The following is a 15,624-nucleotide window of genomic DNA, read 5'->3' as shown; positions in this document are numbered from 1 at the left end:
CTGTGTCGTGGTCGCCGCAAACTATCCAGCGCACGGCGGAGTTGACGGACGACACGCACCTTCCGGACATTAGCCGTATTTACACCGGCGGGGTGCGGGCCGGGGGCGGACAGCGGGCTGACGCGGGGGTTCGTGCGCGGCCGCGGGATCAGGCCTCGGCGATCTCCGCGTACATCTGCGACAGCTCCGGGGCGCCGCTCGCGGCCCACTCCTGTCCGGCCGGGACCACTTCGACCTCACGGCCCGAGGCGAGCAGGACGACGGGTTCACCGTCCGGGCGGATCCGCCAGACGGCGCCCGTCACCGTGCGCACCACCACCGCGCCCAGGTACAGCCCCGCGTCGTTGCCCAGCCAGGGCAGGATCTCGGCGTCGTCGCGCCAGCGCGGGACCATCTGGTCCAGGGCCTCCAGGGAGGCCGGGGTGTCGTCGAGGCGGACACCCGCCTGGGCCGCCTGCGAGCGGAGCAGTTCACACTCCGACAACAGCGCCGCCACCGCCTCGGGGTCGGCGGCGAGCGCCGTGCGAACGTCCTTCTTGTGCCGGTGGCCCAGGAACGGAATGTTCATGGACCCAGCGTGGCATCAGACGTCGAGGTCGACCACCACCGGCGCGTGATCGGACGCGCCCTTGCCCTTGCGCTCCTCACGGTCGACGTAGGAGTCCTTGACGGCCTTGGCGAACGGCTCGTTGCCGTAGACCAGGTCGATACGCATGCCGCGGTTCTTCGGGAAGCACAGCTGGCGGTAGTCCCAGTAGGTGAACGGGTGTTCGTACTTGAGGGGGCGCGGGACCACGTCGCTCAGACCGGTCTCGCGCAGGGCCGCCAGGGCCGCGCGCTCGGCCGGGGTGACGTGGGTGGCGCCCTCGAAGGCGGCCGGGTCGAAGACGTCGTCGTCGGTCGGCGCCACGTTGTAGTCGCCGAGGACGGCGAACGGGCGGCTGCCCTGCGCGTCGCCCTGCACGGCAGCCTTCAGGGCCTCGAACCACTGGAGCTTGTACGCGTAGTGCGGGTGGCCGACCTCGCGGCCGTTGGGCACGTACACCGACCAGACGCGGACCGGCCCGCACGTCGCCGAGACGGCGCGCGGCTCGACCGCGCCGTCGTAGCCCGGGTCGCCGGGCAGGCCCTTGACCACGTCCTCGAGGCCGACGCGGGAGAGCACCGCCACGCCGTTCCACCGGCCGGTCGCGTGCACCGCGGCCTCGTAGCCCAGCTCGCGCAGCTGGTCGAACGGGAACTGCGCCTCGGCGATCTTGGCCTCCTGGAGGCAGAGCACGTCGGTGCCGCTGCTCTCCAGCCAGGCCAGCAGCCGGGGGAGACGGGCGGTGATCGAGTTCACGTTCCAGGTGGCGATGCGCATGTCTCACAACCTACCTGCCGGGTGTGACAACCGGTCCCGGCTCACAGGTCGGCGAAGGCTCCCGGAGCGAGCCGCAGGTGCTCCGTACCGCCAAGGGCACCGATCTGGCGGTCGTAGATCGGGCGGGCGAGGTCGGTGAGCAGCGCGTCGTGCACGTCGTAGGCGCGCCGCGGCTCGACCTCGCGGACGTACTCGATCACCTCCGAGATCTTGTTCCACGGTGCCATCACCGGGAGCATCAGGGTCTCGACGGGCCGGTCGGGGACGGTGAGCGCGTCGCCCGGGTGGAAGACCCGGCCATCGTCGATCAGGTAGCCGACGTTGGTGATGCGCGGGATGTCCGGGTGGATCACGGCGTGCAGCTCGCCGTGGACCTGGACGTCGAAGCCGGCGGCGGTGAAGGTGTCGCCGTGGCCCACGGTGTGCACCCGCCCGGGGAAGACCGCGGTGATCCGGTCGGCGACGGACCGGAGCGTCCAGATCTCCGCGGCCGGGTTCGCCTCCATCGCCGTACGCAGCCGGCCCTCGTCGAAGTGGTCCGGGTGCTCGTGCGTGACCAGGATCGCGTCCGCGCCGGCCGCCGCGTCCTCCTCACTGAAGCCGCCCGGATCGATGACGAGCGTCCGCCCGTCCTTCTCGAGGCGGACGCAGGCGTGGGACTTCTTGGTGAACCTCATGTCTCACCATCCTGCCGCCTGCGGCCGCACGTGGCCTTCACTCGGCGGGTGTGGTCTCCTCGCGGATGACCTGCTGGGCGACCCGGAACGCGCTGTTCGCCGCCGGCACACCGCAGTACACGGCGGCCTGGAGCAGCACTTCCTTGATCTCGTCCGGGGTCAGCCCGTTGCGCAGGGCCGCCCGGGTGTGCGCGGCCAGGTCCTCCAGGTGGCCGCCGATGACCAGCGCGGTCAGCGTGACGCAGCTGCGGGTACGGCGGTCCAGGCCCGGCCGGTCCCAGATCTCGCCCCAGGTGCAGCGGGTGACGAACTCCTGGAAGTCCCCGGAGAAGTCGCCGGCCTGCGCCAGCTCCTGGTCGACGTGCGCGTCGCCCATCACCTCCCGGCGGATCTTCAGCCCGGTCTCGTACCGGTCGGGCTGCCCGGCGGGCCGGGCCGGTACGGCGGCCGGGGCGATCTCCGCGACCGGTACGGGCTGCGGCGGCGCGAGCGGGACGGGGGCGGCCGGGATGCCCGGCAGTGCCGTCTGGCCGGTGTCGAAGGACTGCTGCCAGGCGGTGGCGAAGTGGTGCGCCAGCAGGTCCGTGACGGCGGCGGGCTGCTCGACCGGCACCAGGTGGGAGGCGCCCGGCACGACGGCGAGCCGGGCGTCCGGTATGCCGGCGACCAGCGTCCGGGCCTCGGCGGGGCCCGTGACCTGGTCGTCGGAGCCGACCAGCACGAGCGTCGGCACGCCGATCCGGCCCAGTTCGGGCCGTACGTCGAACGCGGCGAGCGCCTCGCAGGCGGCGATGTAGCAGCCCGGGTCGGTGGTGCGGACCATCTGCACGGCCCACTCGGTGATCGCGGGCTGCGCGGCGGCGAACCCGCCGGTGAACCAGCGGTCCGGTGAGGTGCGGGCGATCGGGTCGAGCCCGTTCGTGCGGACGATCACCCCGCGCTGGCGGAACTCGTCCGCGGTGCCGAACCGGGGCGAGGCCGCGACCAGCGCCAGCGAGGCGACCCGCTCCGGGTGGCGCAGCGCGAGCTCGATGCCGACCGCGCCGCCCAGCGCGCACCCGGCGTACCCGAACCGCTGCACGCCGAGCGCGTCCAGCGTGGCCAGCAGCCGAGCGGTCACCTCGGCGACCGAACCCGCCGGGTGGGCCGGGGCCCCGCCGTGTCCCGGCAGGTCGAACCGGAAGACCCGCCACTGCTTCACCAGCTCCGGTATCTGGCGGTCCCACATGTGCCAGGTGGTGCCCAGTGAGGGGCCCAGGATCAGTACGGGGGCCTCTTCCGGCCCGTCAAAGCGGTATTGCAGGGTGTTCGACGGTGTCTCACTCACGCCCCCGACCCTCTCACGTGTCCCGAAAACGCACGCAGCCGGGGAAGCCGGCGGCCCGTCTGATCCTGTTCGCAGCAAAGCGTGCGGCCTCGGCCGTGCGTCCCGCCCGTCCGGCCGTCCCCGAACCGGGAGGCAGGCGGCCTCTGACGGCGTCGCGCGGCGACTAGGGTGACTTCCGGACACCGCGCAGGCGGTGCGGGGGGCGGGGGGAACGCCGTGGGATCCACCGAACTGCTCATCACTCTGGACCGGGCGAGCGGTACGACGTTGCAGCAGCAGGTGTGCGATCAGGTCACCGCGCTCGTGCGCGCGGGCAAACTGCGCCCCGGCGACGCGCTGCCCGCCTCGCGCGAGCTGGCCCAGCAGCTGGGCGTCTCGCGGACGGTGATCATCCGGGCCTACGAGCTGCTGCGGGCGCAGGGGGTCCTGACCGCGCGGCGTGGCTCGGGCACCCGGGTCGCCGAGCTTCCGGCCACCGGTTCGGCGGGCGCGTCCGGCGGAGCGCCCCGGACGAGGGCCGTACCGCCGGTGCCCACGCCGCCCCGGCCCACCGACGACGGCAATCCGCTGTGGCAGCCGTGGGAGCCGCCGCCCGTGCTGCGGCGTCCCGGCAACGTCCTCGACTTCCGGCACGGTACGCCCGCGCTCGCCGCGTTCCCCGTCGCCCGCTGGCGGCAGTCGATGCACGAGGCGTACGGGCGGGCCGACGCCGCCGCGCTCGGGTACGGGCCGGCCGAGGGTTCGGCGGCCCTGCGCGCGGAGATCGCCACGCTGGTGCGGCAGAGCCGGGCCATCGACGCCGGTCCGGAGCACATCATGGTGACCGGTGGCGCGACCCAGGCGCTGGACGTCCTGGTGCGGATGCTGGTCGGGCCGGGCGACGTGGTGGTCATCGAGGACCCCAGCCATACCGTGCTGCGGCAGGTCTTCGGGTGCTCCGACGCGGCCGTGGTGCCGGTTCCCGTCGACGAGGAGGGTCTGCGGGTCGCGGACATCGACGAGCGGGTGCGGGCCCACGGACACGACCCGGAGCAGGTGAAGCTGGTGTACGTGACGCCGTCGCACCAGTTCCCCACCGGCTTCATCATGTCGCAGACCCGCCGCCGTGCCCTGATCGCCTGGGCCCACGAACGCGGTGCGACGGTCCTGGAGGACGACTACCACAACGAGTTCACCTTCACCGCGGAGCGGCTGCCCGCGCTCGCCGCCGAGCGGCACCGCGACACCGTCGTCTACGTCGGCAGCTTCAGCAAGACCCTGTTCCCGGCGCTGCGCATCGGCTACGCGGTGCTGCCGCCGCACCTCGTACAGCCGTTCCTCGGGATCAAGTGGATCACCGACCGGCTCACCCCGACCGTGCCCCAGGAGGCGCTGGCCGACTTCATCGCGACGGGTGCGTACGCCCGGCACATCAGCCGGATGACGCGGCTGTACCGGCAGCGCAGAAGGCGGCTGCTGGAGGCGCTCTACGAGCATCTCGGCGCCGAGGTGCGCATCTCCGGAGAGGCGGCGGGGCTGCATGTGCTGACCAGCTTCACCGGGGCGCGCGGCGTGCCGGAGGAGGAGATCGTGCGGCTGGCGGCCGGACGCGGGGTCCGGGTGTATCCCGCGTCCGGCTACTTCGTCCTGGACCCGCCTGCCGAGCCGACGTTCCTGGTGGGCTACGCCGCGCTGCCCACCGCCCGCATCACCGAGGGCGTCGCCCTGCTGGCCGCCGCGGTGCGCGAGGCGCGGGGGCGGAGCTGAGCCGCACGGGCGGTGCGACGGCGTCCGGTGCCGTCTCGGGCTCCGTGAAGCGGGGCCGGCGGAAGCGGTCGCGCTGCGCGTACGGCACCGTGCAGTCGAAGTGCGCCTTCGCGGTGCGTCCGTCGGCGGAGAGGGCGTCCGAGTAGGCGGTGGACTGCGTCGGGTCGAGCGGGAAGCCCTCGCGGTCGGGCAGGACGGTCAGGTCCCGGTCCGCCTGCAGCCGGGTGACCATCGCCCACCACAGGTCCGCGTCCGATTCGAGGTCGACGTCCGCGTCCACCGAGACGACCAGCTTGGCCATCCGGAACGTCTCCAGGACCGACTCGCCGGACGCGCGGACCAGCCGGTCGTCCGCAGGGGACCGCTTGGCCCGCCACTGGATCACCACCATGAGCTGGCCGCCGCCCGCCGTGTGGCAGTGCACCGCCCGGACCGGCGCTCCCAGGCGGCGCAGCCGGTCGAGGACCGCGGCCTCCATGCCGAAGCCGAGCAGCACCGACTGCTCGTGGCCGGGGCCCGAGACGGTCTGCAGTATCGCCCCGTCGCGTGCGGTGATCCCGGTGACGCGTACCGTGGGCAGCGCCGGGTGGGCGCGCCCCTGGTAGCCGAGGAACTCGGGGGTGGCGGACGGGCCGTGCGGGTTCTCCGGGGCCAGGTCCGCGAGGAGTTCGCCCTCGATGACGTACTCGGCGTGGGCGACGTACTCCGCGTCGACGGTGAGGCACCCGGCGAGTTCGACCGGCGCGCCGCCGAGGGCTCCCGCCACCGCCAGCTCGTCCACGCCCTCCGGCACCAGGGCCGCCGGGCAGCAGGACGCGAGCAGCAGGGCGGGTCCGAGGCCCAGGTGGATGGCGACGGGCAGATTCCCGCCCCGGCGGCGGGCCGCCTGGTGGGCCGCCTCCAGGTGCCGGCCGGGCACCATCCAGATGGTGAGCCGGTCGGGGCTCTGCACGCACATCCGGTGGATGGACAGATTACGTACACCGGTGTCCGGGTCGGTGGCCAGGACCGCGCCGAGCGTCAGGTACGGTCCCGCGTCCTCGTCGGTGAGGACGGGGATCGGCAGCGCCGTCAGATCGGGGGCGAGCAGCTCGCGGGCGCCCGCCCGGCCGGCCGGCAGGCGTGTCGGCGCCACCGGGGAGGCCGCGGCGTCCAGCAGCCGGTGGGCCATCTCGCCGGGGGCGAGCCCGAGCAGTCCCGCGGCGCGCCGACGGCTGCCGTACAGGCCGATGAGCACGGAGCGGGCCGGCCCGCCGCCGCCGGGTGCCACCCGCTCGAACAGCACGGCGGGGCCGGGGCCGGTGGGCGGCGGGGCGGGCGTACCGGCCCACTTCGCGTAGCGGGCGCCGACCCCGAAGCGGGCCGGGACCTCCTCCCGGACCCGCACCAGCTCGCCGGGCATCGGGTCCAGCCCGGCGAGCGCGGTGCGCAGATCGGCGAGTCCGCGGCGGGTCATGCCGCCCCGTTCACGGCCGCCGAGGCGGCCGGCACCGGGGCGGTGGGTGTTCCGGCGGCGGCCCGGCGTTCGGCGAGCCGCCGCAGTTGCAGGTTCGTCAGCTCATCGATGAGCGTGCGGTACACGGCCTCCGCGATGCCGGGCGGCATGCCCTGCGCGTCCGCCAGACCGCGCACCTTGGCGATCACCTGCTCCACCCGACGGGGTGAGCGGACCGTCTGCTCGTCCTGCTTGAGCTCGGTCAGCTCGCGGACGACGGCGGTGCGTGCGGCGAGCAGGGCGACGATCTGCCGGTCGAGTGCGTCGATCGAGACGCGCAGTTCCTCGATCCTGTCGTGGCCGTTCACGGCGCCGGCACCTCGTCGATGACGTAGACGACGGTGGACTCGGTCTCGGAGCCCTGCGAGCGGTGCCGTTCGTCGCCGGGGATGACGAAGCCCATGCCGGGCCGGCAGGGCACCGAGCGGTCGTCGAAGTGGATGGTGAACTCGCCCCGCAGGACATAGCCCTGATGGCCCGTCTCGCACCAGTTGAGCTCGTTGAAGCCCGCGGGGAGCTCCAGCAGGCGCACCCGGTACCCGCCGGTGTACGCGATCTTCACTCGGCCGTCGGCGCCGGGCTTGTGCCACTTCTCCCACGGGATGCTGTCGAAGTCGATGCCGACGAGGGCGGGGGTGACGGTGGACATGGTGTGGCTGCTCCTGTTCGTGCGGTGGGCAGGTGATGAGGGAGTGCGGGTCGGCGCAGGGCCGTCATGCGGGGTGCTGGGCGGCACTGTCGACCAGCTGGGGCCGGCGGAGTACGACGCGTTCGTTCCGGTCGTCCAGCGGCAGCACGGGCTCACCGGTCTCTTCCTCGTGGCGGCGCAGCAGCTGGACCATGTCCACCATCCGGTGGGCCATGCGCTCCAGGGCGTCCATGCCTTCGGGGTCGTTGAGGCCCGGCTCCTGCCCGGTGTTGCGCAGCAGGGCCGGGAACCCGCTGCCCACCAGGATCATCCGGTTGAGCAGCAGATTGTCGACCAGCTGGTGGTGGACGGAGGCGTCGCTGTAGCGGCGGGCCGTGACGATGATGCCGCCGACCTTGTTGGCGAGCGGCCGCTCGAAGCGCAGGAAGCCGACGCCGGCCCGCTCGATGAAGATCTGCATGAGGTGGGCGAGGCCGAAGCCGTGCACGGGCGCGGCGTAGACGATGCCGTCGGCCTGCCGCATCCGGTCGATGATGGCGGGCATGTCGTCGCGCACCGCGCACCGGCTGGTGCGGTTGTTGCAGTCGCCGCACGGGCTGCACGGCGAGATGCGGTGCTCGCGCAGGTACAGGGTCTGGAACTGCGCGCCCCGCTCGCGCACCAGTTCTCCTGTGTACTGCAGTGCCAGGTCGGTGTTGCCGCCCGCCCGTTCCGATCCCGAGATGCCGAGGATGACGGGCCCGTCCCCCCGTATGTCCGGCGGTGTTCCCTGTGCTGTGAGCATGTTCTCCCCCTGTGGTGATCGCAGGGCGGAGCGGGGCTCCCTCCGCCCCGCTCCGCCTTCGGTTCTCGCGTCAGTCGGTCAGCTTGCCGCCGAAGTAGTCGATGTAGGCCTGCATGTCGAAGTGGCCGTGGCCGGAGAGGGAGAACAGGATGGTCTTCGCCTCGCCGGACTCCTTGCAGGCGAGCGCCTCGTCGATGGCGGCGCGCACCGCGTGCGTGGACTCCGGGGCGGGCACGATGCCCTCGTTGCGGGCGAAGGTGACGCCCGCCTCGAAGCACGCGGTCTGCGGCACCGCGCGCGCCTCCAGGTAGTCCAGCTCCTTGAGCTGGCTGATGATCGGGGACATGCCGTGGTAGCGCAGGCCGCCCGCGTGGATGCTCGGCGGCACGAAGTCGTGGCCGAGGGTGTGCATCTTGGTCAGCGGGGTCATGCCGGCGGTGTCGCCGAAGTCGTAGTCGAAACGCCCCTGGGTCATGGTCGGGCAGGACGCGGGCTCGACCGCGACGGCCCGCACGGACCGCCCGCCGCGCAGCTGCTCCCCGATGAACGGCAGCGCCAGGCCGCCGAAGTTGGAGCCGCCACCCGCCGCGCCGATCACGATGTCCGGGTAGTCCTCGGCCAGCTCCATCTGCAGCTGCGCCTCCTTGCCGATGATCGTCTGGTGCATCAGCACGTGGTTGAGCACCGAGCCGAGCGCGTATTTCGCGGTGCCGCCGCTGGTCACCGCGGCCTCCACCGCCTCCGAGATGGCGAGGCCCAGGCTGCCCGGCGAGTCCGGGTCGGCGGCGAGCGCGTCCCGGCCGGCCTGGGTCAGCTCGCTGGGGCTGGCGGTGACGGTGGCGCCGTAGGTCTCCATCAGGCCGCGGCGGTAGGGCTTCTGCTGGTAGCTGACCTTGACCATGTAGACCTCGCAGACGAGGCCGAAGTACTGGCAGGCGAGGGACAGGGAGCTGCCCCACTGCCCGGCGCCGGTCTCCGTGGTCAGGCGGCCCACGCCGGCCCGCTTGTTGTAATAGGCCTGCGGCACGGCCGTGTTGGGCTTGTGGCTGCCGGCCGGGCTGACGCCCTCGTTCTTGAAGTAGATCCGCGCCGGGGTGTCCAGGGCCTTCTCCAGCCGCCGCGCCCGCACCAGCGGGCTGGGGCGCCACTGCTTGTAGACGTCCAGCACGGCGCCGGGGATGTCGGTCTCGCGCTCGGTGGAGAACTCCTGGGCTATGAGCTCGGCGGGGAACAGCGGCTCCAGGTCGTCCGGGGTGACCGGCTGCCGGGTGCCGGGGTGCAGCATCGGCTCCAGCGGCTTGGGCAGGTCCGCCACCACGTTGTACCAGGTGGTGGGGAGCTGGTCTTCGGACAGCAGGAACTTGGTCTGAGACATGAACACTTTCCTGTGATCGTCGGTGCGTCGGTACGAGAGGTCGGTGGTCCGGGTGGTCCTGGTGGCGGTCGGTCGGGGTGGGCGTCGTTCGGGTCGCGGCCAGTGGGTCCGGGTGGTCAGAGGGGGGCCGGTCGGTCGGTCCGGCAGGACGCCGGTCGCGGCACTAGGTGCCGACCGGGGCCGGGGCGGGCTCCGGCGGGCGGGCGGCAGCCGTGGGCCGGATCCGCAAGCCGGCGTACGCGGCCATGCCGACGAGGGGCGCGGCGAGCAGGGTGAGGAAGACGGGCCGGTGGCCCTGGGCGGTCCACAGGGCGCCGAGGCCCGCGGGCACCGCGAGCCGGGCCAGCCCCAGGACGAAGCCGTTCAGCGCCATGAAGCCGCCGACCCTGCGCTCGTCGACGTGGTCGGCGATGTACGTGGGCACGACCACCGAGGCGATGATCTCGCCGAGCGTCCAGATCACCGTGGACAGCAGGATCGCCGGCAGCGAGAAGCCCACGACGATGACGGTGAGGCCCGCGGCCCAGAGCGCTCCGCTGACGAGCAGCAGCGGCTTCGTGCCCCGGCCCTGCATGCGCTTCTCCATGGCGAGCCCGAGGCCGACCACGACGACGCTGTTGACGGTGTAGACGACGCCGACCAGTCCCGCCGAGTCGTGCAGGACCGTCGTGACGGCGAGCGGCAGCGCGTACTCGAGACCGATCAGCGGCACCACGTAGAAGAAGGACACCAGCACCAGGAGCAGGACGTGGCGGTGGCCGAGCGGACCCGAACGCGTTCTGTCCTTCCTGGTCTTGTCCCGGTCACGCCGCTCGGACGGCACCCACAGGGCGATCATCGCGGCGCACACCAGGCCGGCGATGATGTTGCCCGCGAACATGACGTGGTAGGAGTACGCCGCCGCGAGGCCTCCCAGCAGCGGGCCGATGCCCATGCCGAGGTTGTTGCCGATGTAGCTCACCGTGTAGGCGAAGGGTCGCTGATCGGGCTCGGTCAGGTCGGCCACCAGGGTGTTGGACGCCGGACCGAACATGCCCATGCCGACCAGGGCGACGAAGAGCAGTCCGGCGTACGTCCACGGCGGCCCGTCCAGCACGGCGAGGCCGAGATAGCCGCAGGCGTTCAGCAGCAGCGCGGTGAGCAGGGCCGTACGCCGGTCGCGCAGGGGCCCGCTCAGCAGGCTGCCCGCGAGCAGGCCGGTGCTGCCGACGGAGATCAGCAGGCCGGCCTCGCCGGGGCTGAGGTCCTTGCCGCGCACCAGGTAGACGGCGAGCAGCGGGAAGACGAACATGCCCGCGCGGTTGATGAAGGAGGCGAGGAACAGCACCCGCAGCGCGAGCGGGAGTGCCCGTAACCGGGTCAGCCACGTCATCGCTGCGCCTGCCCGCCCGCCGTCGCGGCGACGGACCCGGCCATGGCGCCGGTGCCCTCGCCGGGCTCCGTCTCCACGCGGAAGGCGTCCCGCACCGCCTTGAAGCGGGCCCGGATGTCCTCGAAGTCGGTGCCCTCGCAGACGTACCAGCCCAGGACGTCGTTGGAGGCGGTCGGCGGGGCCAGGACGTCGTCGACCCGCTTCCACACGTCGGCGTCCAGGACCCCGTCCAGCGCCATGAGTTCGGCCGGGGTGGTGATGGCGGTGATGTGGCCGTACCGGTCGGAGGTGAGGTACTCGGTGCCGATCTCGGGGCCCGGCCGGGCCTCGGTGCGGTGTGCCGGGTCGAGCTCCAGCCGGCACCACTCCCCCGCGAGATTGATCCCGCGTCCGGCCTCGATCGCCGGGACGATGGAGCCGCCGCCGGCCCGCGCCCCCGCCTCCCCGAACACCACGTCGCCGTCGTCCAGCAGGAAGAACTCGGCGTGCACCACACCGGTGTCCAGGCCGAAACCGCGCAGCACCACCGTGTTGAGGTCCAGGATGCGCTGCTCCCCCGCCGACAGGTCGTACTTGCGGGAGATGGTGCCGCCGGGCTCGTTGCGGTACTCCAGGACGGAGTAGGTGTAACGGGAGAGCTGCGCGAAGACCGCTTCACCGTCCTTGAAGAGCGAGTCGACGTGGTACTCCGTGCCGCGGATGAACTCCTCGACCCGGTACTCGTGCCGGTCGTCGCCCATCTCCTGCCAGACGTCCCGCAGTTCGGCGGGGCCGTCCACCCGGTAGGTGCGGCCGCAGGCCCAGCCCGCGTACGGCTTGACGACGATCGGGTAGCCCACCTCCTCGGCGAACTCCGTGATCGCGCCGACGGTGTCCGGGCGGCAGGACCTGGCGACCCGCACGCCCAGTTCCTCGGCCCGGCGGTGCATCACGTTCTTGTCGCGGAAGTTGAGCGCCTGGTCCGGGGTGAGGCCGGGGATGCCGTGGTCGCGCCGGGCGCGGCTGGCGGGCAGCACATCGCCCTCGAACAGCGGGAAGACGCGCTCGACACGGTGCCGGGCGACGATCCCGTCGACGGCGGCCCGCACGGCCGCGGTGTCGTCCAGGTCGGCGTGGTACTGCGCCAGGCCCTCGGCCTCGGGCGCCTGCCACCCGGTGGGCAGGAGCACCACGGTGGCCACGCCGAGGTCGCCGGCGGCGGCCACGATGCTGCGGAACTGGGCGGTGTAGCGCCCGGCGGCGGGCCGGTAGATCACCAGGATCGAACGGTTCATGTCCTGCTCCTCATCCATGAGTGGGGCCCGGTTCAGCGGACCGGCGCGGCCGACAGCGTGCCGAACAGCTCCACCCGGGAGGTGGCGCCGTCAAGGATCCGCGGCGGTTGCGGGGCGGCACCGAGGCCGGTGAGCGCCTCCGTGAGCTGTCCGAGCGTCCGCTCCACCTCGGCCCGGCCGCCCTCGTGCACCGACTCGACGGTGAGCAGGAGCCGGCGCCGTCCGAGGCCCGACTTGACCAGGTCGCCCTGGCGCCAGTTCCAGCGGCGCGAGTGGGCGCGGCCCTGGTCGTCGGCGTAGACGACCTCGCCGGGTTCGGGGTGCTCGGGGGCGTCGGGTGCGCCGAGCGGCAGGTAGACCTCGCTGCCGTCGGCGGGCCGCACGACGAGCTCGGCCTCGATGCCGCCCACGTCGCAGGAGGCCACGGGCAGCCGGCTCTCCAGGGACACCGCGTTGCACAGGTCCACCAGGGAGTTGATCCGCGGCAGCCGGTCCCCCTTGGCGACCCTGCGCAGGACCGACTCGGCGGCGCAGGGGAACCGGTTGGGATTCACGTCCATCTCCCGGTAGGCGTCCCGCCAGGCCGAGATGGAGGGCAGGGCGGAGACGTCGGCCTTGGAAAGCCCGGCGCTGTGCAGGGCGTCCTCGGCGGCGGTGAGCCGGTCCGTCACCTGGGGGGCGTCCGCGACGACGCCGACGTCCGGTACGGCGATCAGGCCGAGGACGTAGCCGGGCACGCGCTCCCGGACGCGCGCGTCGACGCCGACGCCGAGGGAGCGGGTGTCCGAGTCGGGGCGGGGGCTTTCCATGGGTGTGTGGTCCTTCGTTTCCGGGCTTCGGCCGCCCGTGTCGAGCGCGGGCGGTTCCTTGTTGACGGGTCGACAGTAGGGAGCGGACGGGGTCGCGGCGGTGGCCAATTACGGGGCGATGCGTTAGGCCACTTGCCGGGCGCGGAGGTTCCGCCGCGCCCGGCCGGGCGCGTGGAGTGCGCCCGGCCGGATGTCAGCCCGCGTCGCCCGCGGGTGCCGGGGCCGGCTCCCTGTCGGTGCGGGGTCCTTCGGTCCGCAGGCGCGTCCCGAGCACGGCGGTCAGCAGGCCGACCGCCGCGAGAGCGGCCCCGAGCAGGCCGAGCCGGTCGACCGCGTCGGCCCCGCCGTGCGCCAGGACCCGGCCGCCGATGAAGCCGCCGAGCGAGATGCCGAGAAACGTGGCGGAGGAGTTCAGGGAGAGCAGGAGCGGCCCGGACCCGGGTGCGATCGCGAACAAGCGGTGCTGCTGCGGCGGTTGGGTGGCCATCGCCGTCACGCCCCAGGCCGCCATGCCCACGCTCGCGCCGACCGGCGTGTCCCGGGTCAGGGGCAGTGTCACCAGGACGGTGGCGAGACCGGCGACCGATGCCAGCAGGACCGGCGTCGGCCCCCAGCGGTCGGTGGCACGCCCGCCGACCACGGTGCCGCACACCGCGAACACGCCGAAGTCCAGGAGCAGCAGGGCGAGCGTGGTGCCGTCGCCGTCGGTCGCCGGGGCGAGGACCGCGCCGATGTAGGTCAGCGCGAGGTAGCCGCCCGTCAGGAAGGCGAGCGTGGTGAGCGCCGTGACCAGCACCCGCGGATCGCGCGCCGGGGCGAGCCGGGCCACGAGTCCGGGCGCGGCGGGCAGCCGCACCGGGGGCAGTCCGACGGCGACGGCGACCGCGCACACCGCGCCGAGTCCGGCCAGCAGCCAGAACGTGACGGACCAGTGCAGGTCGGCGGCCAGCCAGGTGCCGAACGGCACACCCGCGAAAGTCGCCGCCGAGAGCCCGCCCAGTACCACCGCCATGGCGCGTCCCCGGCGTTCCGGGGCGGCCAGGGCGGCGGCCGACGCGGAGGCGGCCGGGACGTAGAGGGCGGCCCCGGCCGCGGTCACGACCCGCGCCGCGAGGAGCGCGCCGAGCCCTGTCGCGAGGGCGGAGGCGACGTTCCCGATGGCGAACACGGTCAGGGAGACGACGAGGACGGAGCGGCGCTCCAGGCGTCCGGTGAGCGCGCCGAGCACGGGGGCGAGAACGGCGTAGGTGAGCGCGAAGAGGGTGCTCACCCAGCCGGCGTCGGCCAGGCTCGTCCCGAGGCCCCGGGCGACTTCGGGCAGTACTCCCGCCACCACGAAGGTGTCGGTGCCGATGGCGAACGCGCCGACGGCGAGCAGCGGCGTCACGGGGAGGCGGGCTCGGGTTCCGGTCATCGCACGGCTCCCGCGGAGGCCGGGGTGCCGCCGTGCCGGGCGTGCCGCCGTGTGCCGGTCCGGAAGGGCTCGGTGCCGCCCGCGACGGGCGTGCCGCCCAGGAGGACCAGTTCGATGCCTCCCGGCCGGCTCAGGACGGAGATGTCCTCGGCGGGGTCGCCGTTCGTCACGACGAGGTCGGCGAGGCGTCCGGCCTGCACCGTGCCCGCGTCGGCGCCGCGTCCCGCGAGCCGGGCCCCGTTGGCGGTCGCCCAGGTGAGCACGGTCGGTGCGGGGATGCCCGCCATCTCGACGTACAGTTCGAGCTCCTTGGCGTAGGTGCCGTGCGGGGTCCAGGCGAAGCCGAAGTCGTCGCCCGCCACCACCGGGATGCCGAGCTCGACCATGATCGGCAGGATGCGCAGGGTGTTGGCGACCTCGGCCTCGAACTCCAGCGTCTCCAGGTATGCGGTGGTCTTGCCGTGCCGGGTTCCGGTGGTGAGCAGCATGTGTGGCTGGTAGAGGCTCGGTACGACGAAGATGCCGCGCTCGGCGATGGCGTGCAGGGCCTCGTCGTCGGCGTAGGTGGCGTGGTCGATGACGTCGACCCCGGCCGCGATGGCGTTGCGGATGCCGTCGAGCCCTCGGGAGTGGGCGCGGATCAGGGCGCCGTGCTCGTGCGCGGTGCGCGCCGCGATCTTCAGTTCTTCGGGGGTGAAGAGGAGTTCGTGGGAGCGCCCGTTGGGGAAGGTGTCGTCGCCCGAGGAGAAGACCTTGACGATCTCCGCGCCTTGCGCGATCTCCGTGGCGACGTACTCCGCCATCTCCTCCGGGGTCTCCGCCAGCCGCATCAGATCGGTCGGGATGCGCTTCTTGACCTCGGGGTTTCGGCGCTCGGGCGGTCCGGACACCATCAGGTCCCGGCTGCACGGCGTGATGCGGGGGCCGCGCAGCTCGCCCCGGTCGACGGCGCGGCGCAGTGCCATGTCGATGCCGGAGACCGACCCGGCGCCCACGAAGGCGGTGTAGCCGAGGGCCGGCAGGTTCTCGGCGTTGCGCGCGGCGGCGAGGGTGAGGTCGGGGACGGAGTACTTGAACAGCATCTCGCGTCCGTCGAGGACGTTCAGGTAGGCGATGTGGGTGTGCCCGAGGGTCATGCCGGGCATCACGGTCCGCCCGTCGAGGTCGAGCACGTCGATGCCGGGGGCGTTCAGCGGGGCGAGCCCCTCGGGCAGCACGGCCTCGATGCGGTCGCCGTCGATCAGCACGCTGTGCCGTGGCAGTGAGGCCCGGCCCAGTCCCTCCTGGACCGTGGCGCGGTGGAGCAGGGTCTTGCGTGACACGTCGTCTCTCTCCTGGT

General features: G+C 73.1%; 15 protein-coding genes. 1 reads left to right on the top strand and 14 read right to left on the bottom strand.

What is annotated here, in order from left to right; genetic code table 11:
* Positions 1 to 148: 148 nt before the first annotated feature.
* From ACF08B_RS14615 to ACF08B_RS14600, 4 genes are read right to left on the bottom strand one after another with little or no spacing between them, the layout of a single operon-like run.
* On the bottom strand, positions 149 to 568 hold the full coding sequence (locus ACF08B_RS14615) for a DUF6278 family protein (RefSeq protein ID WP_392317655.1): 420 nt from the start codon (positions 566 to 568) through the stop codon (positions 149 to 151).
* A gap of 15 nt (positions 569 to 583) precedes the next feature.
* The gene (locus tag ACF08B_RS14610; protein ID WP_392317654.1) at positions 584 to 1,363 is read right to left on the bottom strand and encodes an exodeoxyribonuclease III; all 780 of its coding nucleotides are present in this window, start codon (positions 1,361 to 1,363) and stop codon (positions 584 to 586) included.
* A 41-nt stretch (positions 1,364 to 1,404) separates the two neighbouring features.
* Positions 1,405 to 2,040: an MBL fold metallo-hydrolase gene (locus ACF08B_RS14605; RefSeq protein ID WP_392317653.1), complete on the bottom strand. Its 636-nt coding sequence runs from the start codon at positions 2,038 to 2,040 to the stop codon at positions 1,405 to 1,407.
* A 37-nt stretch (positions 2,041 to 2,077) separates the two neighbouring features.
* A complete protein-coding gene (locus ACF08B_RS14600; protein ID WP_392317652.1) occupies positions 2,078 to 3,367 on the bottom strand; it encodes an alpha/beta fold hydrolase in 1,290 nt (429 codons plus the stop codon).
* Between the two features lie 216 nt (positions 3,368 to 3,583).
* Between ACF08B_RS14600 and ACF08B_RS14595 the strand changes: the two genes are divergently transcribed.
* Entirely contained in the window at positions 3,584 to 5,113 is a 1,530-nt protein-coding gene (locus tag ACF08B_RS14595; RefSeq protein WP_392317651.1) for a PLP-dependent aminotransferase family protein, read from the top strand.
* On the opposite strand, the gene ACF08B_RS14590 is transcribed toward ACF08B_RS14595, so the two are convergent.
* From ACF08B_RS14590 to ACF08B_RS14545, 10 genes are all read right to left on the bottom strand, one after another.
* Positions 5,055 to 6,569 carry a UbiD family decarboxylase domain-containing protein gene (locus ACF08B_RS14590; protein ID WP_392317650.1) on the bottom strand — a complete coding sequence of 505 codons (1,515 nt, stop codon included), beginning with the start codon at positions 6,567 to 6,569 and terminating at the stop codon, positions 5,055 to 5,057. The genes ACF08B_RS14595 and ACF08B_RS14590 overlap by 59 nt on opposite strands.
* Positions 6,566 to 6,916, bottom strand: a complete 351-nt coding sequence (locus ACF08B_RS14585; RefSeq protein WP_392317649.1) for a chorismate mutase — start codon at positions 6,914 to 6,916, stop codon at positions 6,566 to 6,568. The genes ACF08B_RS14590 and ACF08B_RS14585 overlap by 4 nt, the downstream gene beginning before the upstream one ends.
* Positions 6,913 to 7,257 carry a hypothetical protein gene (locus ACF08B_RS14580; protein WP_392317648.1) on the bottom strand — a complete coding sequence of 115 codons (345 nt, stop codon included), beginning with the start codon at positions 7,255 to 7,257 and terminating at the stop codon, positions 6,913 to 6,915. Before ACF08B_RS14580 ends, ACF08B_RS14585 begins: the two co-directional genes overlap by 4 nt.
* Positions 7,258 to 7,321: 64 nt before the next feature.
* Positions 7,322 to 8,041 (bottom strand): flavodoxin family protein, encoded by a 720-nt coding sequence (locus ACF08B_RS14575; protein ID WP_392317647.1) that lies wholly within the window; start codon positions 8,039 to 8,041, stop codon positions 7,322 to 7,324.
* Positions 8,042 to 8,111: 70 nt separating this feature from the next.
* On the bottom strand, positions 8,112 to 9,416 hold the full coding sequence (locus ACF08B_RS14570) for a TrpB-like pyridoxal phosphate-dependent enzyme (protein ID WP_392317646.1): 1,305 nt from the start codon (positions 9,414 to 9,416) through the stop codon (positions 8,112 to 8,114).
* A gap of 163 nt (positions 9,417 to 9,579) precedes the next feature.
* A complete protein-coding gene (locus ACF08B_RS14565) occupies positions 9,580 to 10,788 on the bottom strand; it encodes an MFS transporter (protein WP_392317645.1) in 1,209 nt (402 codons plus the stop codon).
* Positions 10,785 to 12,062 (bottom strand): ATP-grasp domain-containing protein, encoded by a 1,278-nt coding sequence (locus ACF08B_RS14560; RefSeq protein ID WP_392317644.1) that lies wholly within the window; start codon positions 12,060 to 12,062, stop codon positions 10,785 to 10,787. Before ACF08B_RS14560 ends, ACF08B_RS14565 begins: the two co-directional genes overlap by 4 nt.
* A 32-nt stretch (positions 12,063 to 12,094) precedes the next feature.
* Positions 12,095 to 12,871: a B3/4 domain-containing protein gene (locus ACF08B_RS14555; RefSeq protein WP_392317643.1), complete on the bottom strand. Its 777-nt coding sequence runs from the start codon at positions 12,869 to 12,871 to the stop codon at positions 12,095 to 12,097.
* Positions 12,872 to 13,064: 193 nt separating this feature from the next.
* On the bottom strand, positions 13,065 to 14,285 hold the full coding sequence (locus tag ACF08B_RS14550) for an MFS transporter (RefSeq protein ID WP_392317642.1): 1,221 nt from the start codon (positions 14,283 to 14,285) through the stop codon (positions 13,065 to 13,067).
* The gene (locus ACF08B_RS14545; RefSeq protein WP_392317641.1) at positions 14,282 to 15,607 is read right to left on the bottom strand and encodes an amidohydrolase family protein; all 1,326 of its coding nucleotides are present in this window, start codon (positions 15,605 to 15,607) and stop codon (positions 14,282 to 14,284) included. Before ACF08B_RS14545 ends, ACF08B_RS14550 begins: the two co-directional genes overlap by 4 nt.
* Positions 15,608 to 15,624: the final 17 nt, after the last annotated feature.

The organism is Streptomyces sp. NPDC015139, assembly GCF_043079785.1.
Lineage (GTDB): Bacteria > Actinomycetota > Actinomycetes > Streptomycetales > Streptomycetaceae > Streptomyces > Streptomyces albidocamelliae.
Note: the sequence above shows the minus strand (reverse complement) of the source record. Positions and strands in the feature narration are given on the sequence as shown.

Coding starts and splice junctions, on each gene's coding strand:
- ACF08B_RS14615 (WP_392317655.1), bottom strand. CDS start 568: ATGAACATTCCGTTCCTGGGCCACCGGCACAAGAAGGACGTTCGCACG.
- ACF08B_RS14610 (WP_392317654.1), bottom strand. CDS start 1,363: ATGCGCATCGCCACCTGGAACGTGAACTCGATCACCGCCCGTCTCCCC.
- ACF08B_RS14605 (WP_392317653.1), bottom strand. CDS start 2,040: ATGAGGTTCACCAAGAAGTCCCACGCCTGCGTCCGCCTCGAGAAGGAC.
- ACF08B_RS14590 (WP_392317650.1), bottom strand. CDS start 6,569: ATGACCCGCCGCGGACTCGCCGATCTGCGCACCGCGCTCGCCGGGCTG.
- ACF08B_RS14580 (WP_392317648.1), bottom strand. CDS start 7,257: ATGTCCACCGTCACCCCCGCCCTCGTCGGCATCGACTTCGACAGCATC.
- ACF08B_RS14575 (WP_392317647.1), bottom strand. CDS start 8,041: ATGCTCACAGCACAGGGAACACCGCCGGACATACGGGGGGACGGGCCC.
- ACF08B_RS14570 (WP_392317646.1), bottom strand. CDS start 9,416: ATGTCTCAGACCAAGTTCCTGCTGTCCGAAGACCAGCTCCCCACCACC.
- ACF08B_RS14565 (WP_392317645.1), bottom strand. CDS start 10,788: ATGACGTGGCTGACCCGGTTACGGGCACTCCCGCTCGCGCTGCGGGTG.
- ACF08B_RS14560 (WP_392317644.1), bottom strand. CDS start 12,062: ATGAACCGTTCGATCCTGGTGATCTACCGGCCCGCCGCCGGGCGCTAC.
- ACF08B_RS14555 (WP_392317643.1), bottom strand. CDS start 12,871: ATGGAAAGCCCCCGCCCCGACTCGGACACCCGCTCCCTCGGCGTCGGC.
- ACF08B_RS14550 (WP_392317642.1), bottom strand. CDS start 14,285: ATGACCGGAACCCGAGCCCGCCTCCCCGTGACGCCGCTGCTCGCCGTC.